The organism is Streptomyces cyaneofuscatus, assembly GCF_033109485.1.
In the GTDB taxonomy this organism is placed as follows: Bacteria; Actinomycetota; Actinomycetes; order Streptomycetales; family Streptomycetaceae; genus Streptomyces; species Streptomyces cyaneofuscatus.
Genome location: NZ_CP137002.1, coordinates 2,017,714 through 2,040,292 on the forward strand (window position 1 = coordinate 2,017,714; position 22,579 = coordinate 2,040,292).

The following is a 22,579-nucleotide window of genomic DNA, read 5'->3' on the forward strand; positions in this document are numbered from 1 at the left end:
AGTCGTGGCGTCTCCGCTTCGTCGGACGAAACGGGCAGCCGAGATCACGGACCTATGCGCGACCGAGGATTCAGGATACTGGACGGACCGCTCAGCACCCAATCGGCCCAGAGCTTGCCCCGGGCCCCTGGGGTCAGCGGCCCTCTTCGTAGCGGCGCAGCTGCTCCAGGTCGATCATGCTGGTGTCGAAGAGGCTGGTCTCGTCCAGCGCGCCCTGGTTCTGCTGGGCGGGCACCTGGGGCTGCTGCTGCCAGTCGTACTCCGGCTGGGCCTGCGGCTGGGGCGGGTACTGGTTCGGGTCGTAGCCGGGCTGCTGGTAGGTGGCGTACGGGTCCGGCACCTGCTGGTAGCCGTACGGGTCCTGGCCCTGCTGGTGCGGCTGCTGCTGCTCCTGGTAGCCGTACGACGCCTGCGCGTACTCACCCTGCCCGTACTCGCCCTGGCCGTACTCCGCCTGCGCGTAGCTCGGCTCGGCCTGCGGCGGCCGGCCCGGGTACTCCGGCTGCTGCTCCTGGTAGAGCGGCTGCTGGGGTGCCTGCTGCGGCTCCGGGGTGGCCAGCTCGGCGAGGCCGGCCAGGTAGTCGGCGTCGCTGGTGTGGCCCTGGGCGCCCGCCGCGTCCTGGGCGGCCATGTGAGCCCCGAGGTCGTCGGAGGCGACCCGGCCGTGCAGCTTCTGCCGACCGCGGCCGACCGCCTCCAGGGTCTTGGCGAGGACCGCCTCGAAGGCGCCGAACTTGGCGTCCACGTACGCGTCGGCCCGCTGCTTCAGCGTCTCGGGGTCGGCGCTGCGCTCGGGGGCCTCGGCGAAGTCGGGGTCCTGGTAGCCCTGCTCGTCCAGGCCCTGGCCGCGGCCGAGCAGCTTCTCGCGGCCGCGGTCGACGGAGCCGATGGTCTTGGTGAGGACGACCTCGAAGTTGGCGAGCTTGCTGTCGACGTAGTCGTCGGCCTCGGCCCGGACCTCCTCGGCCTCGCGGCGGGCCTCGGAGAGGATCCGGTCGGCCTCGCTCTGCGACTGGCGGGCGATCTCGGTCTCGGCGATCAGCGAGGAGCGCTGGGCGTGGGCGGACTGGATGATCCGCTCGGCCTCCTGCCGGGCCTGCTCGGCGAACTGCTCCTGGCCACCGATCAGCTCCTGGGCGTGGGCGAGCGAGCCGGGCAGGGCCTCGCGCACCTCTTCGAGCATGGCGAGCAGCTCGGCGCGGTTGACCACGCACGAGGCCGACATGGGCATGGCCCGGGCGTTCCCGACCGCTTCGACGATCTCGTCGAGCTTCTTCTGCACGTCCACCGTGTGCTCGCCACTCTCTGCTGCTCTGTTGAAGCCGCTGCCCTGTTGAAGCCGCTGCTCTGTTGGAGACGGACGGGACGACTGTAAGGCCAGTCGGCTGCCGCCCGACACCTGGTGACGGACCGTCAGCCGCTCAGCGCTCGCCCAGCCGCTTCGTGAGAGCCTCGTGGACCGTGGGGGGCAGCAGGTGGGAGACGTCGCCACCCCAGGTCGCGACCTCCTTGACCAGCGAGGACGACAGGAAGCTGTACGTCGGGTTGGTCGGCACGAAGAGCGTCTCGACGCCGGAGAGGCCGTTGTTCATCTGGGCCATCTGGAGCTCGTAGTCGAAGTCGCTGACGGCCCGCAGGCCCTTCACGATCGCCGGGATCTCCCGCTGCTTGCAGAAGTCGACCAGCAGGCCGTGGAAGGACTCCACCTCCACGTTGCCGAAGCCGGCGGTGACCTCGCGGATCAGCTCGATCCGCTCGTCGACGGTGAACAGCCCCTTCTTGGACTGGTTGATCATCACCGCCACGTGCACCACGTCGTACAGCTTGGAGGCTCGTCCGATGATGTCGAGATGTCCGTTGGTGATGGGGTCGAAAGACCCCGGACAGACGGCGCGGCGCACTGTGATTCCCTCGCTCTCCGGTCCGGTCATCGTGCGTCTTCGCACGTAGCGGCGGCGCGACCGTACCAAAGCGTTCCCTCGCCGTAGCGACGGGCCCGCAGTGGCTCGAATCCGGCGGGCCAGCCGAATTCTCCGCCCCGGGTGCTGCGTTCCACCGTGACGAGCGCATCGGCTGTGAGCCACCCCTGAGCACGGAGTGTGAGCAGGATCTCGCGAAGATCGTCGTCGGTGACGGCGTACGGCGGGTCGAGGAAGACGATGTCGTACGGGGCCGAGGGCGCCGGCCCTGTCACGATCTGCTCGGCTCTGCCGGTACGGACCTCGGCGCCGGGCAGCCCAAGGGTGCGGACGTTGTCCCGGACCGTACGGACCGCCTTCTGGTCCGCCTCGACGAGCAGGGCGTGGACCGCGCCCCGGGAGAGCGCTTCGAGGCCGACGGCGCCGGATCCGGCGTACAGATCGGCGACGCGGACGCCTTCGAGGGTGCCGAGCAGCGCTTCCCAGGTGGAGAAGAGGCCCTCCCGCGCACGGTCGGAGGTGGGGCGGGTGCCGGTGCCGGGCGGTACGGCCAGGCGGCGTCCGCCGGCCGATCCGGCGATCACGCGGGTCATGGGTGTCGGGTCCTCGGGGTCGGGGGCGGGCACAGGGGCTCGCGCGTGGGCGCGTGCCGCCCGTACGCCGATGGGTACGGGCTGTCCGTCCACGATATGGCGTGCGGCCCGCACCGGCAGGGCGGCCCCGTGCGCTCACCCCTTGTCCAGGTACTCCTCCCGGTCCTTGTCGAGCAGGGCAGCCAGCACCGTCCGCAGCTCCGGCAGGTGCTCCAGCTCCGGGTCGGCGGCGACGATCGCGACGGCCTCCTCGCGGGCGGCGGCGATGACCTCCTCGTCGTCGATGACGGTGAGCATCCGCAGCGAGGAGCGCACCCCTGACTGGGCCTGGCCGAGCACATCGCCCTCGCGGCGCTGCTCCAGGTCGATCCGGGAGAGCTCGAAGCCGTCGAGCGTGGCGGCGACGGCGGAGAGGCGGGCGCGGGCGGGGCTCGCCTCGTGGGCCTCGCTGACCAGCAGGCAGAGCCCGGGGGCCGAGCCACGGCCGACGCGGCCGCGGAGCTGGTGGAGCTGGGAGACGCCGAACCGGTCGGCGTCCATGATCACCATGGCGGTGGCGTTGGGGACGTTGACGCCGACCTCGATGACGGTGGTGGCGACCAGGACGTCGACGTCCCCGGCGGCGAACCGGCGCATCACGTCGTCCTTCTCGTCGGGGTGCATGCGGCCGTGCAGCACCTCGACGGTCAGCCCGGCGAGGGCGCCCTTGCGGAGCTCGTCGGCGATCTCCAGGACGGCGAGCGGCGGACGCTTCTCGGGGTCCTCCTCGGGGGCCTTCTTCTTGGCTTTCCCCTTCTTCCCCTCGGCCTCCTCCGCGTCGTCGCCGATGCGGGGGCAGACGACGTAGGCCTGGTGGCCGTTCTCCACCTCCTCGCGGACGCGCTCCCAGGCGCGGGCGAGGAAGTGCGGCTTGTCCTTGGCGGGGACGACATGGCTGGCGATCGGGGAGCGGCCGGCCGGGAGCTGGTCCAGGACGGAGGTCTCCAGGTCGCCGAAGACGGTCATCGCGACCGTACGGGGGATGGGGGTGGCGGTCATGACGAGGAGGTGGGGCGGCTGCTTCCCCTTGGAGCGGAGGGCGTCGCGCTGTTCGACGCCGAAGCGGTGCTGTTCGTCGACCACGACCAGCCCGAGGTCGTGGAACTGGACCTTGTCCTCGATGAGGGCGTGGGTGCCGATGACGATTCCGGCCTCACCGGTCACCAGGTCCAGCAGGGCCTGCCGGCGGGCCGCCATGCCCATGGAGCCGGTGAGGAGCACGACCTTGGTGCCCCGGTCCGAGCCGCCCAGCATGCCGCCCTCGGCCAGCTCGCCCATCATCTCGGTGATCGAGCGGTGATGCTGCTGGGCGAGGACCTCGGTGGGGGCGAGCATCGCGGCCTGGCCGCCCGCGTCGACGACGGTGAGCATGGCGCGCAGGGCCACCATCGTCTTGCCGCTGCCCACCTCGCCCTGGAGGAGGCGGTGCATCGGGTGCTCGGTGGCCAGGTCGTCGAAGATCTCCTTGCTGACCTTCTGCTGCCCCTCGGTGAGGGTGAAGGGCAGCTTGGCGTCGAAGGCGTCCAGCAGGCCGTCGGCGACCGGGCGGCGGGCCACGGCGGGAAGCTGGGTGTCGGCGTACCGGCGGCGGGCCAGGGCGACCTGGAGGACGAACGCCTCGTCCCACTTGAGCCGGGCCTTCGCGTCCTCGATGTCCGCCTTCGTCTGCGGGCGGTGCACCTTGAGCAGCGCCTCGGGCAGCGGGGTGAAGCCGCGCCCCTCGCGCAGAGAGGCGGGCAGCGGGTCCACCGCGTCCTGCGCGCTGGGCAGTACGGCGTCGACGGCCTTGGCGATCCGCCAGGAGTCCAGCTGCTTGCAGGCCGGGTAGATCGGCAGCAGCCGTCCGGCGAAGGCGTCCACGGCCTCGGTCGCCTCGTCGGCGTCGGAGGCGTCGAGCAGTTGGTACGTGGGGTGGGCGAGCTGCATCTTCCGGTTGAAGACGGAGACCTTGCCCGCGAACATCGCCTGGCGGCCCGGGAGCAGCTCCTTGTGCGGCTTGTGGACGCCGTGGCCGAAGAAGACCAGCTGGAGGCGGCCGCTGCCGTCGGTGAGGGTGACCTCCAGCCGTTTGCCCCGGCCGTTGTTGAACATCAGGATCCGGGCGTCGGCGACCTGGGCGACGACCGTGACGTGCTCGTCCAGCGGGAGGTCGGCCAGCGCGGTCAGCTTGCCGCGCTCCTCGTACCGCCGCGGGTAGTGGTGCAGCAGATCACCGACCGTGTGCAGGTCGAGGTGTTCGGCCATCACCTTCGCGGTGGCTCCGCCGAGCAGCTTCTTGAGAGGTTCATCGAACGAGGACACGCGATCCATTGCACACCACGCCACTGACAAGCGTGGGCCGGGCACGGCGGCGGGTCCGCTACTCGACGCCGATCAGCAGCGGTGCGCGCTGGTGGCCGCCCCGGTAGACCACCGTGTCGACGGCGAGATAGCCCTCGCGTACGTGCTCCTCCAGCGCGTCCGCCATCGCGTCCGGGACGTCCTCGCCGAGGACGAGGGTGACCAGTTCGCCGCCGGCCGCCAGCATCCGGTCCAGCACGGTGCGGGCGGTGGCCGGGACGTCGGCGCCGATGACGGCCACGTCCCCGTCGATCAGGCCGAGGATGTCACCGGCCTGGCAGATGCCCGCCATGGTCCACGACTGGCGCTCGGCGACGGCCAGTTCGGCGTAGCGGGTGGCGCCGGCGGCGGCCGTCATGGCGACCACGTCCTCGTCGAAGCCGCGGTCCGGCTCGTGCACGGCGAGGGCGGCGATGCCCTGGACGGCGGCGCGGGTGGGGACGAGGGCGACCCTGACCCCCTCGGTCCTGGCCTGCTCGGCGGCGGCGGCCGCGGTGTGGCGCAGGGCCGCGTCGTTGGGCAGCAGCACCACCTCGCGGGCGTGGGCGCGGCGGATCGCGTCGACCAGTTCGCCGCTGGCGGGGGGTTCGCCGGGGCGGGCGATCACCGTGGTGGCGCCGGCCTCGGTGCAGAGCCCGGCGAGGCCGTCGCCGGGGACCACGACGACGACGGCGCGCTGGGCGGGTTCGGCCTGGACGCGGACGTCGTGGCCGCTCTCGATGGCGAAGTGGGTGATCCGGATCCGGTACGGCCGCCCGGCCTCGACGCCCGCCTCCACGGCGGCCCCGGCGTCGTCGACATGGACGTGGACGTGCCAGAGCCCGTCGCCGCCCACCACGACCAGGGAGTCGCCGAGGGCGTCGAGCCGGGTGCGCAACCGGTCCACCTGCTCGTCGCGGGCCTCCAGGAGGTAGATCACCTCGAAGGCGGGCCCGCCGCCGTCGAGGTCCTCGGGGCAGTCGAGCGGGCCCTCCCCCACAGGCGGGCCCTCCACGAGAGCGCCGCCCGCCGGAACCGGAACCCCGCCCACCGGCAGCCCCACCACGGATCCGCCGTCCACAGGGGCCGCGGCTTTCCCGGGCCCCGTACGAGGCCCCCGTACCGGAGCCTGCCCGGTCACCGCCTCCACCAGCGCCCCCAGGACCGCCACCAGCCCGCGTCCCCCGGCGTCCACGACCCCGGCCCGGCCGAGCACGGCGAGCTGCTCCGGGGTCTTCGCCAGGGCGGCGCGCGCCCCCTCGTACGCGGCGCTCACCACCGCGCGCAGCTCCCGCTCATCGCCCTGCGCGGCTTCGGCGGCCGCCGTGGCGACGGTCAGCACCGTGCCCTCCACCGGGTGGGCGACGGCCTGCCGGGCAGCGGCGGCGGCCCGGGTCAGCGCGAGGCGCAGATGGGCCGCGTCACCGCCGTCGGCCAGCACTCCGGCCATGCCGCGCAGGAGCTGGGCCAGGATCGTGCCGGAGTTCCCCCGGGCGCCGATCAGGGCGCCGTGCGCCATGGCGCGTACGGCGTCGGCGGTGGCGGGTGCGGTGGTGCCGGTCTCATGCGCGGCGAAGACCGCCTCGACGGCCGCGGCGGCGGATTCGACGGTCAGATAGAGATTGGTGCCGGTGTCCCCGTCGGCGATGGGATAGACGTTGATCGCGTCGATCTCCGCGCGCTCCCGGCCCAGGGCCTCCAGGGCCAGTGAGCACCAGGTGCGCACCGCGACGGCGTTCAGATCGTCGGGGAGCTGCGGCACCGATGGTCCTCCTTGAAGCGGCCGTGGCAACGGGCTGCACCGCAGGTTAGCCCGCCTGCCGGGGCCAGGGCAGGGACAGGGGGCGGGAGGGCGATGGGCCAACCCGTGGTAGTTTCGTATCTCCGGAGCAGGCGTTGTATGCTGCTTCGGTTGCCCGATGAGAGTCGGGCCATTCCTCCGGTACCGCCACTTCATTCAATGATTCCGGCGCGCCGGAATTCACTGTAAGTGCATCTGAAGTCTTTGGAGTGACCCGTGGCTGCCAACTGCGACGTTTGCGGCAAGGGGCCGAGCTTCGGCAACAGCATTTCGCACTCGCACCGCCGTACGTCCCGTCGCTGGAACCCCAACATCCAGCGCGTGCGTGCCGTGGTCGGTCGGACGCCGAAGCGGCTCAACGTCTGCACCTCGTGCATCAAGGCCGGCAAGGTCGCGCGCTGACGTCTCCGTCGTAGCGCAGCCTTCCGGTTGCCCAAAAAGCCGGTCCACCTCGGTGGACCGGCTTTTTGCTGTGCTCATCCGGCTGTGATCATTCAGCGAGGCGGGCCCGCCAGCCGTGGTCGACCGGGCCGATGCCGCCGCCCAGGGCGAATCCGGCCCGGATCGCGCCGGTGACGTACGCCTTCGCGCCCTCCACCGCCGTGGGCACGTCCTGGCCGAGCGCGAGCCCGGAGGCGATGGCGGAGGCGAGGGTGCAGCCGGTGCCGTGGGTGTGCCGGTTGTCGTAGCGGGGGGCGCGCAGCCAGTGTTCCGCGCTCCCGTCGGTGAGCAGGTCGACCGCGTCGCCGGGCAGGTGGCCGCCCTTGATGAGCGCCCAGCGCGGCCCGAACGCGAGGATCTCCTCGGCGGCCCGGCGCATGCCGTCCTCGTCGGTGACCGTGACGCCGGTGAGCTGGGCAACTTCGTCGAGGTTCGGGGTGGCCACCGTGGCGACGGGCAGGAGCTTCGTCCGCACGGAGTCGAGCGCCTCGGCGGCGAGCAGCGCGTCCCCGTGCTTGGAGACCCCGACCGGGTCGACGACGACGGGGGCGTCCGTCCCGGCGAGGAGTCCGGCGACGGTCTCGACGAGCGCGGCCGAGGCGAGCATCCCGGTCTTCACCGCCTGGACGCCGATGTCGTCGACGACGCTGCGGTACTGGGCGCGTACGGCGTCCACCGGGAGCTCCCACGCGCCCTGGACGCCGAGGGAGTTCTGCGCGGTGACGGCGGTGAGCACGCTCATGCCGTGCACACCGAGGGCGAGCATGGTCTTCAGATCGGCCTGGATCCCCGCACCGCCGCCGGAGTCGGATCCGGCGACGGTGAGGACGCGGGGCGGTACAGCGGTACGTATGGGCATGCGCAGCAATCTAGTACGCGCACGCGTGAGCTATAGGTTCACGGATGAGGCCTGCGCTCTAGTACGTGTCCTCGATCGCGCCGAAGTGGTCCCAGCCGCCCTTGCTGGTCCAGGGCGCCCCGTCGACGGTGACCTGGGGCAGGGCGGAGGGGTTGAGGACCTCGCCGATCACCTTCCAGCGGGCGGGGAGCTTCACGTCGGGCGGGAACGTCGCCACGATCGCGTGGTCCTCGCCCCCGGTCAGCACCCACTGGAGCGGGTCGACGCCGACGGCCTGGCCGATGTCGGACATCTGCGAGGGGATGTCGATGAGTCCGGAGCGCAGGTCGATGCGGACCTTGCTGGCCTCGGCGATGTGCCCGAGGTCCGCGACGAGCCCGTCGCTGACGTCGGTCATCGCGGTGGCGCCGAGTCCGGCGGCCGCGGGGCCCGCGTGGTACGGCGGTTCGGGGCGGCGGTGGGCCTCCACGAAGGCGCGGGGCGAGCGGAAGCCGCGGGAGAGTACGGCGTATCCGGCGGCGGACCAGCCGAGCCAGCCGGTGACGGCGACGACGTCGCCGGGGCGTGCGCCGGAGCGGGTGACCGGCTCGTGGTTGCGCAGGTCGCCGAGGGCGGTGATGGCGACGGTGATGGTGTCGCCGCCGACCACGTCGCCGCCGACGACGGCCGCCCCCGCCACCTGGCACTCGTCACGCAGCCCGTCCATCAGCTCGGCGGCCCAGGTGACCGGGAGGTCGGCGGGGACGACGAGGCCGAGGAGCAGCGCGGTGGGCACGGCGCCCATGGCCGCGATGTCGGCGAGGTTCTGCGCCGCCGCCTTGCGGCCGACGTCGTACGCCGTCGACCAGTCGCGGCGGAAGTGCCGCCCTTCCAGCAGGATGTCCGTACTGGCCACGACCCTGCGGTCGGGAGCGGCCACGACCGCGGCGTCGTCGCCGGGCCCCAGCCGTACCGCCGGAGTGGTGGTGAGCCGGGACGTGAGCTCTCTGATGAGCCCGAACTCCCCCAACTCGCCCACGGTTCCCTTCACCGAGTCTCACCTCTCATTTATCGCCCCGGACACCCGTCCGGGCCCCCGGTCGCGAGCCGTCACTGCTGTCGGTACCGTCAGGAGAGCTGCCGGCACCGTCAAGGGATACGTCAACTTCCGCACTCCGCACGCCACGCTGTGGACGTCACACGGCCCGTAGGTCTCCCCGTCACCCTCGGCGACGCGATAACGTGGCGTCCCTTTCCCCCACATGATCCTCGTGGCCGCCCTGGAGGTTCCGTGGTACAGGCGTACATCCTCATCCAGACCGAGGTGGGCAAGGCGTCGATCGTCGCCGAGACCATTTCCAAGATTCCGGGAGTCATCCAGGCAGAGGACGTCACCGGTCCGTACGACGTGATCGTGCGGGCCCAGGCCGACACGGTCGATGCACTCGGCCGCATGGTGGTCGCCAAAGTGCAGCAGGTGGACGGCATCACACGCACCCTGACCTGTCCGGTCGTCCACCTCTGACCCCCGTCCGGTGCCGCGCGTGGGACGCGCGGCCGGTTTCTCCGCCCCGGCACCGTGCTCTCCGCGCGCTGACGGGGCGATCGTACTGCGCTGCGGCGCTCCACCGTCCACGAAGACCGCTTGCCCCCACCGCCCGGAAGGCCGGGACGGCCGCCGCCGTCCCGGCCTTCCGGGTCTCTCAGCGCAGTCCGGTGGAGCGGGTCAACGCGGCCTGGATCAGCCGGTCGACCAGCTCGGGGTAGCTCACGCCGCTCTCCTGCCACATGCGCGGGTACATGGAGATCGGGGTGAAGCCCGGCAGGGTGTTGATCTCGTTGATGACGAAGGTGCCGTCCTCGGTGAGGAAGAAGTCGGCGCGCACCAGCCCCTCGCAGGAGGTGGCGTCGAAGGCGGCGACGGCGAGCCGCTGGACCTCGGCGGTCTCCTCCGCGGTGAGCGGGGCGGGCACCAGGCCGGCGGCGGAGTCGATGTACTTCGCCTCGAAGTCGTAGAACTCGTGCGCGGTGACCGGGGGGATCTCGGCGGGCACGCTGGCGCGCGGTCCGTCCTCGAACTCCAGCACGCCGCACTCGATCTCACGGCCGCGCAGCAGCGACTCCACGAGGAACTTGGGGTCGTGGCGCCGGGCCTCCTCGATCGCCGCGTCGAGGCCTTCGAGGCCGTCGACCTTGGTGATGCCCATCGAGGAGCCGCCGCGGGCGGGCTTGATGAAGAGCGGCCAGCCGTGCTCACCGGCGAAGTCCACGATCCGCTTGCGTACGGCGGAGGGGTCGCGGTCCCACTCGCGGGGCCGGACGACCTCGTACGGCCCGACCGGGAGCCCGAAGGAGATGAAGACGCGCTTCATGTACTCCTTGTCCTGGCCGACGGCGGACGCGAGGACGCCCGCACCGACGTAGGGCACCCCGGAGAGTTCGAGCAGCCCCTGGAGGGTGCCGTCCTCCCCGTACGGGCCGTGCAGCACGGGGAAGACGACGTCGACCTCACCCAGCGCCTTGGGCACCGAGCCGGGTTCGGTGTAGACGACCTCGCGGCTGCCCGGGTCCACGGAGAGCACGACGCTGCCCTCGGTGGACTCGGTGAGCCGGTCCACGTCGGGGACCTTGCGGTCGGTGATGGCCATGCGTTCGGGATCGTCCGCGGTGAGCGCCCAGCGGCCGTCCGTCGTGATGCCGATCGGCAGGACGTCGTACTTCGTCCGGTCGATGGCCTTCATGACGGCGCCGGCCGTAACGACCGAGATGCCGTGTTCGGAGCTGCGGCCGCCGAACACGACAGCCACACGCGGCTTGCGGCGCTGCTGCTCAGGGCTCTCGGGGCGCTCAGGGCTCTGGGGGAGGTTCTCGCTGCTCATATCGCGATGAGCGTACCTGCTGGTAAGGGAGGAGTCAGCGTCGCTCGGCCTTGGCGCTCCGCGACATCAGCTCCTTGACGGCGACGACCGGGGACTTGCCCTCGTGGACGATCGAGACGACGGTCTCCGTGATGGGCATGTCGACGCCGTGCCGGCGCGCCAGGTCGAGGACCGATTCGCAGGACTTGACGCCCTCGGCGGTCTGCTTGGTGACGGCGATCGTCTCCTGGAGCGTCATGCCGCGGCCGAGGTTGGTGCCGAAGGTGTGGTTGCGCGAGAGCGGCGAGGAGCAGGTGGCCACCAGGTCGCCCAGGCCCGCGAGTCCGGAGAACGTCAGCGGGTCGGCGCCCATGGCGACGCCGAGCCGGGTGGTCTCGGCGAGGCCGCGGGTGATGAGGGAGCCCTTGGTGTTGTCGCCGAGGCCCATGCCGTCCGCGATGCCCACGGCGAGGCCGATGACGTTCTTCACGGCGCCGCCGAGCTCGCAGCCGACGACGTCGGTGTTGGTGTAGGGCCGGAAGTACGGGGTGTGGCAGGCGGCCTGGAGGCGCTGGGCGACGGACTCGTCGGCGCAGGCGACGACGGCGGCGGCGGGGCGGCGCTCGGCGATCTCCTTGGCGAGATTGGGTCCGGAGACGACGGCGATGCGGTCGGCGGTCACCTTGGTGACGTCCGCGATGACCTCGCTCATCAGCTCGGCGGTGCCCAGCTCGACGCCCTTCATCAGGGAGACCAGGACGGTGTCCTGCTCCAGGTGCGGGGCCCAGTCGGCGAGGTTGGCGCGCAGCGTCTGGGAGGGCACGACGAGGAAGGCGAACTCGGCTCCGCGCAGCGCCTCGGCGGGGTCGGTGGTGGCGCGGATCGAGGCGGGGAGCTCGATGCCCGGCAGGTAGTCCGGGTTGGTGTGCGTGGTGTTGACGGTCTCGGCGACCTCGGCGCGGCGTCCCCAGAGGGTGACCTCGCAGCCCGCGTCGGCGAGGATCACGGCGAACGCCGTACCCCATGAGCCGGTTCCGAAGACGGCTGCTTTTACGGGGTGCGTCACGTGGATCCCTTTCCCTGCGCCCTGCGCCGTTGTTCAGCGCGGGCTTTGCGGTGATCGTAGAGCTCGGCGGGGGCCTTCTCCCCGCGGACGTCCTCCAGCTGGCGGGTGATCGCGGCCATGATGACCTCGGTCGCCTGGCGCAGCACGTCGGGCGTCGGCTCGACATCGTAGAAGCGGCTGAGGTCGACGGGCGGGCCTGCCTGGACCGTCAGGGTCTTGCGGGGGAACAACTGGAGCTTGTTCTCCTTGGCGTACGGCGGCATCGCGAGGTTGGCGCCCCACTGAGCGACCGGGATGACCGGGGCCCGGGTCATCAGCGCGACCCGGGCGGCGCCGGTCTTGCCGGCCATCGGCCACATGTCGGGGTCCCGGGTGAGGGTGCCCTCGGGGTAGAAGGCGACGCACTCGCCGCGCTCGATGGCGTCGACGGCGGCCCGGAAGGCGTCCAGGGCGTTGGTCGTCTCACGGTAGACGGGGATCTGGCCGGTGCCGCGCAGCATCATCCCGACGAAGGGGGTGCGGAAGAGGCCGGCCTTGGCCAGGAGCCGGGGCACGCGTCCGGTGTTGTACTGGAAGTGCGCGTAGGAGAGCGGGTCCAGGTAGGAGTTGTGATTGACGGCGGTGATGAATCCGCCGTCGGCCGGAATGTGTTCCATCCCCCGCCAGTCGCGCTTGAACAGAACCACCAATGGCGGCTTGGCGATGACCGCCGCCAGGCGGTACCAGAAGCCGATTCTGCGGCGGGACACTCGGACACCTTCCTCTAAGGACCTCATCGGAACTTTCGACCTGTTGCCGGCTACTGACGGTCAAGTCTCGCCCCAGGCCCCTCCTCTGTCGAGAACACCGTACGCCTCACCCCCGGGCCCGGACCTCCGGGTTGTCGTACCGGCAGGCGAGAATAAGTCCTCATGGTCACGGAGGGGGAGATCGCCACGAACACCGATCCGGCGGGACTCTGGTCCCTGATCATTCCGCTGAAGCCGCTCGCGCGGGCCAAGAGCCGCCTGGGGCGGGCCGCGGGCGAGCTCGCCCGGCCGCGTCTGGCCCTGGCCTTCGCCCAGGACACGGTGGCGGCGGCGCTCTCCTGTTCCCGGGTGCGGGATGTGGTGGTCGTCACGGACGACGCGGCGGCCGGGGCGGCCCTTTCGGCGCTCGGCGCCCGGATCGTGCCGGACGTCCCGGCGGCCGGGCTCAACGCCGCGCTGGCGTACGGGGCGCGCTCGGTGCGGGCCCTCGCGCCCGCCGTCCCGGTGGCCGCTCTCAACGCGGACCTGCCGGCCCTGCGCGCCGGAGAATTGGCTCGGGTGCTCGATTTTGCCTCCGCTTTTCCCCGGGCATTTCTCCGGGATGCGGCGGGAATCGGAACGACATTTCTGTCCTGCGCCGGGGGTACGGAATTGCGCCCCGTTTTCGGCGGCCCCTCCGCCGCCCGGCATCTGGCCTCGGGCGCGGTGGAAATAACGCTGCCCGGTGTCGACTCGGTGCGCCGGGACGTGGATACGGGCGAGGACCTGGAGGTGGCCCTGGCCCTCGGGGCGGGGCCGTACACGCAGCGGCTCACGGCCGCGCTCGCCTCCGCGCCGGACCGATAGGCTGCCGCCCATGCAGGCGACCTCGTACACGTACGACCCCGAGACCCGGACCGGCAGCGTGCTGCTGGACGACGGCACCCCGGTGGAGTTCGACGCCCCGGCCTTCGACGCGGGCGGTCTGCTGCTGCTGCGTCCGGGGCAGCGGGTGCGGATCGAGGGCGAGGGCGAGGGTGCCGCCCTGCGGATCACGCTGGTGACGCTGCAGACGTTCTAGACCGTACGGGGGGTGAAGTGCCCCCGGACAGCCCGCGGGCCGGGCTCCCCCGGAGGGGAGCCCGGCCCGGCGCGTTTCCTCGAAGCGAGCGGTTACCCGGTCTCACTTCTTGCGTGCGGTGGCCTTCTTGGCCGTGGTGGTGCGCGCCGTGGTCTTCTTCGCGGGCGCCTTCTTCGCCGTGGCCTTCTTGGCGGGCGCGGTCTTCTTGGCGGTCGCGGTGGCCTTCTTCGCCGGGGTCGCCTTCTTCGCGGCCGGCGTGGCCTTCTTCGCCGTGGCGGTCGCCTTCTTGGCGGCGGCCTTCTTGGCGGTGGCGGTGGTCTTCTTCGCCGGTGCCACGGCCTTCGTGGCGGTGGCCTTCTTGGCCGTGGCCTTCTTGGCGGCCGACTTCTTGGCGGCGGCGGCCTTGACCGTCGTACGGGCGGCGGAAGATCCGCCCGAGAGGCTGCCCTTGGGGGCCTTCTTCACGGCCACGTCGTTCTTGGGGAGCTTCTTGGAGCCGCTCACCAGGTCCTTGAACCCCTGACCCGCACGGAAGCGGGGCACCGAGGTCTTCTTGACCCGGACGCGCTCACCCGTCTGCGGGTTGCGGGCGTACCGGGCGGGGCGGTCGACCTTCTCGAACGAGCCGAAGCCGGTGACCGAGACACGGTCCCCGGCGACAACGGCACGGACGATCGCGTCGAGTACCGCGTCGACAGCGTCTGCGGCCTGCTGGCGGCCGCCGACCTTGTCGGCAATCGCTTCTACGAGCTGCGCCTTGTTCACGTCTTCCCCTTCGGAGACATTGCCAGAACGAAAGTGTTCAGGCTTTTTCGCACGTTAGGCAGATATATACCGCAAATCAAACACGAAACGGGCTAATCACCCTAGTGCCGCAACGAAGTCGACCGATGCGCAGTTCCACGTGTCAGTCACCTTCGGGGAATCGGCCCTCATCGAGGTCCTTCATCAACCGGTCCAGACGCCTTGCCGCGTCCGGGAGATCGTGCTTCGCCGCGGCCGTGACGACCAGCAGCTTCCGGGACAGCGCCATCCGTACGCTCTCCGGGACTTGCAGTGCACGCACCTTCGCGTGCGCTTCCTTCAATCGGTCGGCGACTTGGCCATAGAGCTTGAGTTGGCTGTCGCGTTCCATGCACCGATTGTGCCATCTGGGGCGAGTTGTCGCCCGAGGGGGGCTCAACAAGCGACTGCGCCCCCTGCCCGGAGGCAGGGGGCGCAGTCATGGAAAAGCGCTGCTCAGGCGTCAATTGTACGCGGTTTGTGGGACGGCCTGGCCGCCTCGTAAGCCGCGATGTCCGCTTCGTTCTGAAGGGTGAGGCTGATGTCGTCGAGGCCGTTGAGCAGTCGCCAGCGGGCGTTCTCGTCCAGCTCGAAGTCGGCGGTGATGCCCTCGGCTCGGACCTGGCGGGTCTCCAGGTCGACGGTGACCTCGGCGGTCGGGTCGGCCTCGGTCAGCTCCCAGAGGGCGTCGACGACCTTCTGCTCCAGGACCACGGTCAGCAGGCCGTTCTTCAGCGAGTTGCCCCGGAAGATGTCGGCGAAGCGGGAGGAGATGACGGTCTTGAAGCCGAAGTTCTGCAGGGCCCAGACCGCGTGTTCGCGGGAGGAGCCCGTACCGAAGTCGGGGCCGGCCACCAGGACCGTGGCGCCCTGCCGCTCGGGGCGGTTGAGGACGAAGTCGGCGTCCTTGCGCCAGGCTTCGAAGAGCCCGTCCTCGAACCCGTCGCGGGTGACCTTCTTCAGCCAGTGGGCGGGGATGATCTGGTCGGTGTCGACGTTGCTGCGGCGCAGCGGGACGGCCCGGCCGGTGTGGGTGGTGAAGGCTTCCATGGCTATGCGACTCCGGCGGGGGTACGGGTGTCGGACAGGTCGGCGGGCGAGGCCAGATGGCCCAGCACGGCGGTGGCGGCGGCGACCTGGGGCGAGACCAGGTGGGTGCGGCCGCCCTTGCCCTGCCGGCCCTCGAAGTTGCGGTTCGAGGTGGAGGCGGAGCGCTCGCCGGGGGCCAGCTGGTCGGGGTTCATGCCGAGGCACATCGAGCAACCCGCGTGCCGCCATTCGGCGCCGGCCCCGGTGAAGACCTTGTCCAGGCCCTCGGAGACGGCCTGGAGGGCGACCCGGACGGAGCCGGGGACGACCAGCATCCGTACGCCGTCGGCGACTTTGCGGCCGTCCAGGATGGCGGCGGCGTTGCGCAGGTCCTCGATGCGGCCGTTGGTGCACGAACCTACGAAGACGGTGTCCACGTTGATGTCGCGCAGCGGCTGCCCGGCGGTCAACCCCATGTACTCCAGGGCCTTTTCGGCGGCGTTGCGCTCCGAGGCGTCCTCGTACGAAGCGGGGTCGGGGACGTTCGCGGAGAGCGGCGCGCCCTGGCCGGGGTTGGTGCCCCAGGTGACGAACGGGGCCAGCTCGGTGGCGTCGATGACGACCTCGGCGTCGAACACCGCGTCGTCGTCCGAGCGCAGCGTCTTCCAGTACGCGACGGCTGCGTCCCACTCCTCGCCCCTGGGGGCGGCGTCGCGGCCCTCCAGATAGGCGAAGGTGGTCTCGTCCGGGGCGATCATGCCCGCGCGGGCACCGGCCTCGATCGACATGTTGCAGATGGTCATCCGGGCCTCCATCGAGAGCTTCTCGATGGCGGAGCCGCGGTATTCGAGGATGTAGCCCTGGCCGCCGCCGGTGCCGATCCGGGTGATGATCGCCAGGATCAGGTCCTTGGCGGTGACGTCCTCGGGCAGCTCGCCGTCGACCGTGATGGCCATGGTCTTCGGGCGGGCCAGCGGCAGCGTCTGGGTGGCCAGGACGTGCTCCACCTGGCTGGTGCCGATGCCGAACGCCAGCGCGCCGAACGCCCCGTGCGTGGAGGTGTGGGAGTCACCGCAGACCACGGTGGTGCCGGGCTGGGTCAGGCCCAGCTGCGGGCCGACCACGTGCACGACGCCCTGCTCGACGTCGCCCAGCGGGTGCAGCCGCACGCCGAACTCCGCGCAGTTCTTGCGCAGGGTCTCCAGCTGGGCTCGGGAGACCGGGTCGGCGATCGGCTTGTCGATGTCGAGGGTCGGGGTGTTGTGGTCCTCGGTGGCGATGGTGAGGTCGAGGCGTCGCACCGGACGTCCGGCCTGGCGCAGACCGTCGAAGGCCTGCGGGCTGGTCACCTCGTGCAGCAGGTGCAGATCGATGAAGAGAAGGTCGGGCTCGCCCTCCGCGCGCCGGACGACATGGTCGTCCCAGACCTTTTCCGCGAGTGTCCTACCCATCGCTTTCCCTCCGGCCGGCGTCTTCGCCGGCCCAACTAGAGATTCGGTGCGCCGCCGTCCGGATCCCCTGCGGGGCGGTGGCTACGGGCCGTTGTGGGGCCGCCCGTACAGGTTCGCAACTTCCGCCGAAAATTGAACTTGCGTTTCACAGAGTGAGACGGGAGTATCGTCGTATGGACAACTCTAGCGGCGTCGGCGTTCTCGACAAGGCAGCTCTGGTACTGAGCGCCCTGGAGTCCGGTCCGGCCACCCTCGCCGGGCTGGTCGCGGCGACCGGGCTCGCACGGCCCACGGCCCATCGACTGGCTGTGGCACTGGAACACCACCGGATGGTGGCGAGGGATATGCAGGGCCGGTTCATCCTCGGCCCCCGGCTGTCGGAACTGGCCGCCGCGGCGGGCGAGGACCGCCTGCTGGCCACGGCCGGACCGGTACTCACCCACCTGCGCGACATCACCGGCGAGAGCGCCCAGCTCTACCGCCGGCAGGGCGACATGCGCATCTGCGTGGCGGCGGCGGAACGGCTGTCCGGACTCCGGGACACGGTGCCGGTCGGCTCCACGCTCACCATGAAGGCCGGCTCCTCGGCACAGATCCTGATGGCCTGGGAGGAGCCGGAGCGCCTGCACCGCGGCCTCCAGGGCGCCCGGTTCACGGCGACGGCGCTCTCCGGCGTACGGCGGCGGGGCTGGGCCCAGTCGATCGGCGAGCGGGAGCCGGGCGTCGCCTCGGTCTCGGCCCCGGTCCGCGGCCCCTCGAACCGCGTGGTCGCCGCCGTCTCGGTCTCCGGACCGATCGAGCGCCTCACGCGCCACCCGGGCCGGATGCACGCCCAGGCCGTGATCGACTCGGCAGCGCGGCTGAGCGAGGCCCTGCGCCGTACGGGCTGACCCCACGGCCCGTACGACGTCTCTCCCCCTTTTCCGGAAGGCCGCCCCAGCGCCGTGGCGGCCCTTTTTCTTGCCCGGACCTCTGTCCCGGACCTTGTCTACGCGGCCCCCTCGGACGACGACCGGTGGGCGAGGCGGTCCGCCGCCCTGCGGCCCCGCGCCCGGACCGGCAGCACCTCGGTCGCCGCGGTCAGACCGTAGGCCGGCATGTCGGCGTAGATCGACTCGTAGCCGCCCTCGGGCACGATGTAGCTCTCGTGCCACAGCCCCACGTGCTGCCGGGACTTCTTCTCCTTGCGGTTGATGACCGCCCAGGCCTTGCGGTGGAACATGTCGGGCGCGGAGGCGTACGCGTACAGCTTCTCCCGCGACTCCCAGTACTGGACGACGTAGTACGTACGCGGCGAGCCGGTCAGCAGCGTGTAGCCGAGCAGCCCCCGGCTCTTGTCCTTGGTCAACTCCCGCAGCATGCGCGGCGTCCCGACGGCGACGGTCAAGTACTACCTGCGCGAGGGGCTGCTGCCGGCGGGCCGGCGGGTGAGCGCGACGCAGGCCGAGTACGACGAGGGCCATCTGCGGCGGCTGCGGCTGGTGCGGGCCCTGATTCAGGTCGGACGGCTGCCGGTGGCGACGGCACGTGAGGTGCTGACGCATGTGGACGACGAGTCGCTCGGCCGTACGATCCGCCTGGGCGCGGCCCTGTGGGCGCTGCCGCACGGGCCCACTCCGGACGAGGAGGCCCCGGAGACGGCGACGGCACGGGCCCAGGTGGCCACGCTGCTCACGGAGTTGGGGTGGTCGACCACGCTGGAGCTCGGCGAGCTCTCCCCCGTCTACCGGTCGCTGGTCGCCTCGGTGGCCACGCTGGTGAGGCTCGGATATCCGTGTGATATCGGCTACTTGAGCCGGCAGGCCCGGATCATGGAGCAGGCTGGCGCAGAGCGAGGAGTCGGCCCGCCGGTACGGCCTGTGACAGCGAGAAGGCCCTCCACCGAGGTGGAGGGCCTTCCCGTACCGCTCTGTTGTACCCCCGACCGGATTCGAACCGGCGCTACTGCCGTGAGAGGGCAGCGTGCTAGGCCGCTACACAACGGGGGCGTGGTTACTGCTGACTTGCGCTGGGCTACCAGGACTCGAACCTAGAATGACGGTACCAGAAACCGTAGTGTTGCCAATTACACCATAGCCCATGGTGTGACAAGTACCCCCGACCGGATTCGAACCGGCGCTACTGCCGTGAGAGGGCAGCGTGCTAGGCCGCTACACAACGGGGGCCCTAGCGATCCTGCATCAAGAACGTGGGTGCGACCCAGATGTTCTCGCGGGAAGGATCTGTACCCCCGACCGGATTCGAACCGGCGCTACTGCCGTGAGAGGGCAGCGTGCTAGGCCGCTACACAACGGGGGCTTGTCCTGCTGGATACTGCTGGTCTTGCTCGGTACTGCGCTGGGCTACCAGGACTCGAACCTAGAATGACGGTACCAGAAACCGTAGTGTTGCCAATTACACCATAGCCCACTGAAATGCAACCCCTGGTGGGGGCTTCACTTCTGTCTGCGCTTCCCGGTCGGATCTTCCGTCCCGCTCGGGCGGCGCAGAAAGAACATTACCCGAAGGTGTCCGGCGCTCCAAAACGGGTTTGGCCCGCCAGCAGGGCGGGGAGCTGGTCCAGCCCGGTGATCGTCACGAGATCCGGCCTCCCGCCTCTCCCCTGCCGGTCGAGCCAGATCCCCGTCAGCCCGGCCGCGACGGCCCCGCTCGCGTCGATGTCCGGCTCGTCACCGACGTACGCCACTTCGTGCGGGTCCAGGGCGAGCTCCTCGCAGGCCGCGTGGAAGGCGCCGGCCTCGGGCTTGGAGACGCCGAGCTCCACGGCGCAGACCATCGCCTCGAACCGGTCCCGGATGCCGAGCGCGGTGAGCTTGCGGTGCTGGTGCTCGCTGCTGGAGTTGGAGAGGATCGCGTGCCGGTAGGCGGGCACCAGCCGGTCCAGGACCGGGAGCACGTCCGGGAAGAGCTGCCAGGACGCCTCGTAGTGGGACAGGTGCCCGGCGAACCAGGCGTCGGCCTCGGAGTCCGTGAGCGGCCGCGAGAGGAACTCCCGCACCCGGTCCCGGCGCTGGCCGAGGAAGTCCGTCTCGCCGGCGGCGACGCGGGCCCAGTGCCGGACGGTGATCGCCTTCCAGGCGTCGAGGGCCTCGTCGACCGTCGCGTACGCCTCGGGCAGCCCCACGCCCTCCAGGTGGAGCCGCATGCCGGTGTGGTCGGCGCCCGCGTAGTCGAAGATCGTGTCGTCGATGTCCCAGAGCACGGCGCGGATCGGCATGTACGCCACGTTAGCCGCCTGCGTGCCCCCGTGGGCGGTGAAAGCCGTGGAGGGCCGCAGCCGGTCGGCTGCGGCCCTCCACGGGGCGTTCCGTGCTTGCTTACGCGGTCAGCTTGGCCAGCGCCGCGTCGATGCGGGCCAGGCTCTTCTCGCGGCCCAGGATCTCCAGGGACTCGAAGAGCGGCAGACCGATCGTGCGGCCGGTCACGGCGACGCGGACCGGGGCCTGGGCCTTGCCGAGCTTGAGGCCGTGCGCCTCGCCGGCGGTGAGGACGGCGTTCTTGAGCGACTCCGGGTCGCTCCAGTCCGCCGCCTCCAGGTTGGCGCGGGCCGTGGTCAGAAGCGCGGCCGGGTCGCCCTTCATCGCCTTGGTCCAGGACGCCTCGTCCTCCACCGGCTCGTCGAGGAAGAGGAAGTCGACGTTGTCGGTGATGTCGGAGAGCACCGTGACCCGGGTCTGGGCGTACGGGGCGATCCGCGTCCACTTCTCCGCGTCGAAGGCCTCCGGAGCCCAGGGCGCGAACGGGGCCTTCAGCCAGGGGCCGCACGCCTCGGTGAAGTCCTTCACGTCCAGCATGCGGATGTGCTCGGCGTTGATGTGCTCGGCCTTCTTGAGGTCGAAGCGGGCCGGGTTGGCGTTGACGTCCTCGATGTCGAACGCGGCGATCAGCTCGTCCACCGAGAAGATGTCGCGGTCCTCGGCGATCGACCAGCCGAGCAGGGAGAGGTAGTTCAGCAGGCCCTCGGGGAGGAAGCCGCGCTCCCGGTAGAGGTTGAGGGAGGCCTGCGGGTCGCGCTTGGAGAGCTTCTTGTTGCCCTCGCCCATGACGTACGGCAGGTGGCCGAAGGCGGGGGTGTCCTTGGCGATGCCCAGCTCGATGAGCGCCCGGTACAGGGCGATCTGGCGCGGGGTGGAGGAGAGCAGGTCCTCGCCGCGCAGGACGTGGGTGATCTCCATCAGCGCGTCGTCGACCGGGTTGACCAGCGTGTAGAGCGGGGCCCCGTTGGCGCGGACGATGCCGTAGTCGGGGACGTTCTCCGGCTGGACGGTGATGTCGCCGCGGACCAGGTCGGTGAAGGTGATGGCCTCGTCGGGCATCCGGAAGCGGACGATCGAGGTGCGGCCCTCGGCCTCGTACGCCGCCTTCTGCTCCGCCGTGAGGTCGCGGCAGTGGCCGTCGTAGCCGGAGGGCTTGCCTGCGGCGCGGGCGGCGTCGCGGCGGGTGTCCAGCTCCTCGGTGGTGCAGTAGCAGGGGTAGGCGTACCCGGCGGCGAGGAGCTTCTCGGCGACGTCCTTGTAGAGGTCCATCCGCTGCGACTGGCGGTACGGGGCGTGCGGGCCGCCGATCTCAGGGCCCTCGTCCCAGTCCAGGCCGAGCCAGCGCATCGAGTCGAGCAGCTGCTGGTAGGACTCCTCGGAGTCGCGCGCGGCGTCGGTGTCCTCGATCCGGAAGACCAGGGTGCCCTGGTGGTGCCGGGCGAAGGCCCAGTTGAACAGGGCCGTGCGGACCAGACCCACATGGGGGTTGCCGGTCGGGGAGGGACAGAAACGGACGCGTACAGGTGCGTTAGCCACGCTTGATCACCTTGTTGGTGAGAGTGCCGATGCCTTCGATGGTGACGGCGACCTCGTCGCCGACGTGCAGGGGGCCGACCCCTGCGGGGGTGCCTGTGAGGATGACGTCGCCCGGGAGGAGGGTCATGGCCTCCGTGATGTGGACGATCAGCTCCTCGATGGAGCGGACCATGTCGCTCGTGCGGCCGAGCTGCCGCTGCTCGCCGTTGACCGTCGCCTGGATGGTGAGGTCGTGGGGGTCGAGGTCGGTCTCCACCCAGGGGCCCAGCGGGCAGGAGGTGTCGAAGCCCTTGGCGCGGGCCCACTGCTTCTCGCGTGCCTGCACGTCGCGTGCGGTGACGTCGTTGGCGCAGGTGTAGCCGAGGATGACGTCCTTGACGCGCTCGCGGGGGACCTCGCGGCACATGCGGCCGATGACCACGGCCAGCTCGGCCTCGTGGTGGAGGTCGTCGGAGAAGGAGGGGTACTCGATCGCGTCGCCGGAGCCGATCACCGAGGTGGTGGGCTTGAAGAAGGTGATCGGCGCGTCGGGGACCTCGTGGCCGAGTTCGGCGGCGTGCTCCGCGTAGTTGCGGCCGATGGCCACGACCTTGTTGGGGAGCACGGGGGGCAGCAGCCGGACCTTGTTCAGCGGGACCTTGGTGCCCGAGAGCTCGAAGTCGGCGTACGGGATGCCCTTGATGATGTCGAGGACGAGGTCACCGGATTCCACGGTGCCCTGTCCCTCGACGGCGCCGAAGGCGACATTGCCGTCGATGGAGAACCTGGCGATGCGCACGGGATGCTGTCGCCCCTCACTTGCTGGCTGGCTGAAGACTGACGCTCCAGGCTAACTCCGTG

At 70.8% G+C, this 22,579-nt stretch carries 23 protein-coding genes, 5 tRNA genes and 1 pseudogene; 6 read left to right on the forward strand and 23 right to left on the reverse strand.

Going from position 1 to position 22,579, the window contains the following annotated elements; all coding sequences use genetic code 11:
- Positions 1-133: 133 nt before the first annotated feature.
- The 5 genes from R2B67_RS08315 to R2B67_RS08335 form a co-directional block, all read right to left on the reverse strand.
- Positions 134-1,288, reverse strand: a complete 1,155-nt coding sequence (locus tag R2B67_RS08315; RefSeq protein ID WP_317817152.1) for a F0F1 ATP synthase subunit B — start codon at positions 1,286-1,288, stop codon at positions 134-136.
- 133 nt (positions 1,289-1,421) lie between these two features.
- Positions 1,422-1,901 (reverse strand): pantetheine-phosphate adenylyltransferase, encoded by a 480-nt coding sequence (gene coaD / locus R2B67_RS08320; protein WP_018509651.1) that lies wholly within the window; start codon positions 1,899-1,901, stop codon positions 1,422-1,424.
- Positions 1,902-1,927: 26 nt separating this feature from the next.
- Positions 1,928-2,512 carry a 16S rRNA (guanine(966)-N(2))-methyltransferase RsmD gene (gene rsmD / locus R2B67_RS08325; protein ID WP_317817153.1) on the reverse strand — a complete coding sequence of 195 codons (585 nt, stop codon included), beginning with the start codon at positions 2,510-2,512 and terminating at the stop codon, positions 1,928-1,930.
- Positions 2,513-2,647: 135 nt separating this feature from the next.
- Positions 2,648-4,861: an ATP-dependent DNA helicase RecG gene (gene recG, locus R2B67_RS08330; protein ID WP_317817154.1), complete on the reverse strand. Its 2,214-nt coding sequence runs from the start codon at positions 4,859-4,861 to the stop codon at positions 2,648-2,650.
- A gap of 49 nt (positions 4,862-4,910) precedes the next feature.
- Positions 4,911-6,632 carry a fatty acid kinase ATP-binding subunit FakA gene (locus R2B67_RS08335; protein WP_317817155.1) on the reverse strand — a complete coding sequence of 574 codons (1,722 nt, stop codon included), beginning with the start codon at positions 6,630-6,632 and terminating at the stop codon, positions 4,911-4,913.
- Between the two features lie 255 nt (positions 6,633-6,887).
- Between R2B67_RS08335 and rpmB the strand changes: the two genes are divergently transcribed.
- Positions 6,888-7,073 (forward strand): 50S ribosomal protein L28, encoded by a 186-nt coding sequence (gene rpmB, locus R2B67_RS08340; RefSeq protein WP_003965989.1) that lies wholly within the window; start codon positions 6,888-6,890, stop codon positions 7,071-7,073.
- Positions 7,074-7,161: 88 nt separating this feature from the next.
- On the opposite strand, the gene thiD is transcribed toward rpmB, so the two are convergent.
- Together thiD and R2B67_RS08350 are read right to left on the reverse strand one after the other, a co-directional pair.
- The gene (gene thiD, locus R2B67_RS08345; RefSeq protein ID WP_317817156.1) at positions 7,162-7,971 is read right to left on the reverse strand and encodes a bifunctional hydroxymethylpyrimidine kinase/phosphomethylpyrimidine kinase; all 810 of its coding nucleotides are present in this window, start codon (positions 7,969-7,971) and stop codon (positions 7,162-7,164) included.
- Positions 7,972-8,029: 58 nt separating this feature from the next.
- Entirely contained in the window at positions 8,030-9,001 is a 972-nt protein-coding gene (locus R2B67_RS08350; RefSeq protein WP_015611653.1) for a thiamine-phosphate kinase, read from the reverse strand.
- Between the two features lie 240 nt (positions 9,002-9,241).
- Between R2B67_RS08350 and R2B67_RS08355 the strand changes: the two genes are divergently transcribed.
- A complete protein-coding gene (locus R2B67_RS08355) occupies positions 9,242-9,475 on the forward strand; it encodes an Lrp/AsnC family transcriptional regulator (protein ID WP_015611652.1) in 234 nt (77 codons plus the stop codon).
- A 178-nt stretch (positions 9,476-9,653) separates the two neighbouring features.
- On the opposite strand, the gene R2B67_RS08360 is transcribed toward R2B67_RS08355, so the two are convergent.
- From R2B67_RS08360 to R2B67_RS08370, 3 genes are read right to left on the reverse strand one after another with little or no spacing between them, the layout of a single operon-like run.
- Positions 9,654-10,829: a D-alanine--D-alanine ligase family protein gene (locus tag R2B67_RS08360; protein ID WP_026241024.1), complete on the reverse strand. Its 1,176-nt coding sequence runs from the start codon at positions 10,827-10,829 to the stop codon at positions 9,654-9,656.
- Between the two features lie 34 nt (positions 10,830-10,863).
- Positions 10,864-11,874, reverse strand: a complete 1,011-nt coding sequence (locus tag R2B67_RS08365; RefSeq protein WP_109979748.1) for an NAD(P)H-dependent glycerol-3-phosphate dehydrogenase — start codon at positions 11,872-11,874, stop codon at positions 10,864-10,866.
- Complete coding sequence (locus tag R2B67_RS08370) at positions 11,871-12,623, reverse strand: lysophospholipid acyltransferase family protein (RefSeq protein WP_317817157.1); 753 nt, start codon at positions 12,621-12,623, stop codon at positions 11,871-11,873. The genes R2B67_RS08365 and R2B67_RS08370 overlap by 4 nt, the downstream gene beginning before the upstream one ends.
- A 162-nt stretch (positions 12,624-12,785) precedes the next feature.
- Between R2B67_RS08370 and cofC the strand changes: the two genes are divergently transcribed.
- Together cofC and R2B67_RS08380 are read left to right on the forward strand one after the other, a co-directional pair.
- On the forward strand, positions 12,786-13,469 hold the full coding sequence (gene cofC / locus R2B67_RS08375) for a 2-phospho-L-lactate guanylyltransferase (protein WP_317817158.1): 684 nt from the start codon (positions 12,786-12,788) through the stop codon (positions 13,467-13,469).
- A 10-nt stretch (positions 13,470-13,479) separates the two neighbouring features.
- On the forward strand, positions 13,480-13,683 hold the full coding sequence (locus R2B67_RS08380; protein ID WP_018509660.1) for a hypothetical protein: 204 nt from the start codon (positions 13,480-13,482) through the stop codon (positions 13,681-13,683).
- A gap of 102 nt (positions 13,684-13,785) precedes the next feature.
- Here R2B67_RS08380 and R2B67_RS08385 read toward each other — a convergent pair whose 3' ends face one another.
- The 4 genes from R2B67_RS08385 to leuC form a co-directional block, all read right to left on the reverse strand.
- Positions 13,786-14,448 carry an HU family DNA-binding protein gene (locus R2B67_RS08385; RefSeq protein WP_151510409.1) on the reverse strand — a complete coding sequence of 221 codons (663 nt, stop codon included), beginning with the start codon at positions 14,446-14,448 and terminating at the stop codon, positions 13,786-13,788.
- Positions 14,449-14,590: 142 nt separating this feature from the next.
- A complete protein-coding gene (locus R2B67_RS08390; protein WP_015611645.1) occupies positions 14,591-14,818 on the reverse strand; it encodes an SCO5555 family protein in 228 nt (75 codons plus the stop codon).
- Positions 14,819-14,922: 104 nt separating this feature from the next.
- On the reverse strand, positions 14,923-15,516 hold the full coding sequence (gene leuD / locus R2B67_RS08395; RefSeq protein WP_018509662.1) for a 3-isopropylmalate dehydratase small subunit: 594 nt from the start codon (positions 15,514-15,516) through the stop codon (positions 14,923-14,925).
- 2 nt (positions 15,517-15,518) lie between these two features.
- Positions 15,519-16,946, reverse strand: a complete 1,428-nt coding sequence (gene leuC, locus R2B67_RS08400) for a 3-isopropylmalate dehydratase large subunit (protein ID WP_317817159.1) — start codon at positions 16,944-16,946, stop codon at positions 15,519-15,521.
- 173 nt (positions 16,947-17,119) lie between these two features.
- Here leuC and ndgR point away from each other — a divergent pair, with 173 nt between their 5' ends.
- On the forward strand, positions 17,120-17,836 hold the full coding sequence (ndgR, locus tag R2B67_RS08405; protein WP_003966003.1) for an IclR family transcriptional regulator NdgR: 717 nt from the start codon (positions 17,120-17,122) through the stop codon (positions 17,834-17,836).
- Positions 17,837-17,934: 98 nt separating this feature from the next.
- Here the strand turns inward: ndgR and R2B67_RS08410 are convergent, their stop codons facing one another.
- The gene (locus R2B67_RS08410) at positions 17,935-18,306 is read right to left on the reverse strand and encodes a monooxygenase family protein (protein ID WP_317817160.1); all 372 of its coding nucleotides are present in this window, start codon (positions 18,304-18,306) and stop codon (positions 17,935-17,937) included.
- Here R2B67_RS08410 and R2B67_RS08415 point away from each other — a divergent pair.
- A pseudogene (locus tag R2B67_RS08415) lies at positions 18,305-18,766 on the forward strand (MerR family transcriptional regulator); the annotation flags it as partial. The gene R2B67_RS08410 and the pseudogene R2B67_RS08415 sit on opposite strands and share 2 nt — an antisense overlap.
- Before the next feature lie 95 nt (positions 18,767-18,861).
- Here the strand turns inward: R2B67_RS08415 and R2B67_RS08420 are convergent.
- From R2B67_RS08420 to R2B67_RS08455, 8 genes are all read right to left on the reverse strand, one after another.
- Positions 18,862-18,934 (reverse strand) — tRNA-Glu (locus tag R2B67_RS08420).
- 20 nt (positions 18,935-18,954) lie between these two features.
- Positions 18,955-19,026 (reverse strand) — tRNA-Gln (locus R2B67_RS08425).
- A gap of 12 nt (positions 19,027-19,038) precedes the next feature.
- Positions 19,039-19,111: transfer RNA gene (locus tag R2B67_RS08430), tRNA-Glu, on the reverse strand.
- Between the two features lie 60 nt (positions 19,112-19,171).
- Positions 19,172-19,244, reverse strand: a tRNA-Glu gene (locus R2B67_RS08435).
- 39 nt (positions 19,245-19,283) lie between these two features.
- Positions 19,284-19,355 (reverse strand) — tRNA-Gln (locus R2B67_RS08440).
- An 88-nt stretch (positions 19,356-19,443) separates the two neighbouring features.
- A complete protein-coding gene (locus tag R2B67_RS08445) occupies positions 19,444-20,163 on the reverse strand; it encodes an HAD family hydrolase (RefSeq protein ID WP_317817161.1) in 720 nt (239 codons plus the stop codon).
- 100 nt (positions 20,164-20,263) lie between these two features.
- Positions 20,264-21,739, reverse strand: coding sequence for a glutamate--tRNA ligase (gene gltX, locus R2B67_RS08450; RefSeq protein WP_317817162.1), 1,476 nt, complete (start codon positions 21,737-21,739; stop codon positions 20,264-20,266).
- Positions 21,732-22,517: a fumarylacetoacetate hydrolase family protein gene (locus R2B67_RS08455; RefSeq protein ID WP_317817163.1), complete on the reverse strand. Its 786-nt coding sequence runs from the start codon at positions 22,515-22,517 to the stop codon at positions 21,732-21,734. The genes gltX and R2B67_RS08455 overlap by 8 nt, the downstream gene beginning before the upstream one ends.
- Positions 22,518-22,579: the final 62 nt, after the last annotated feature.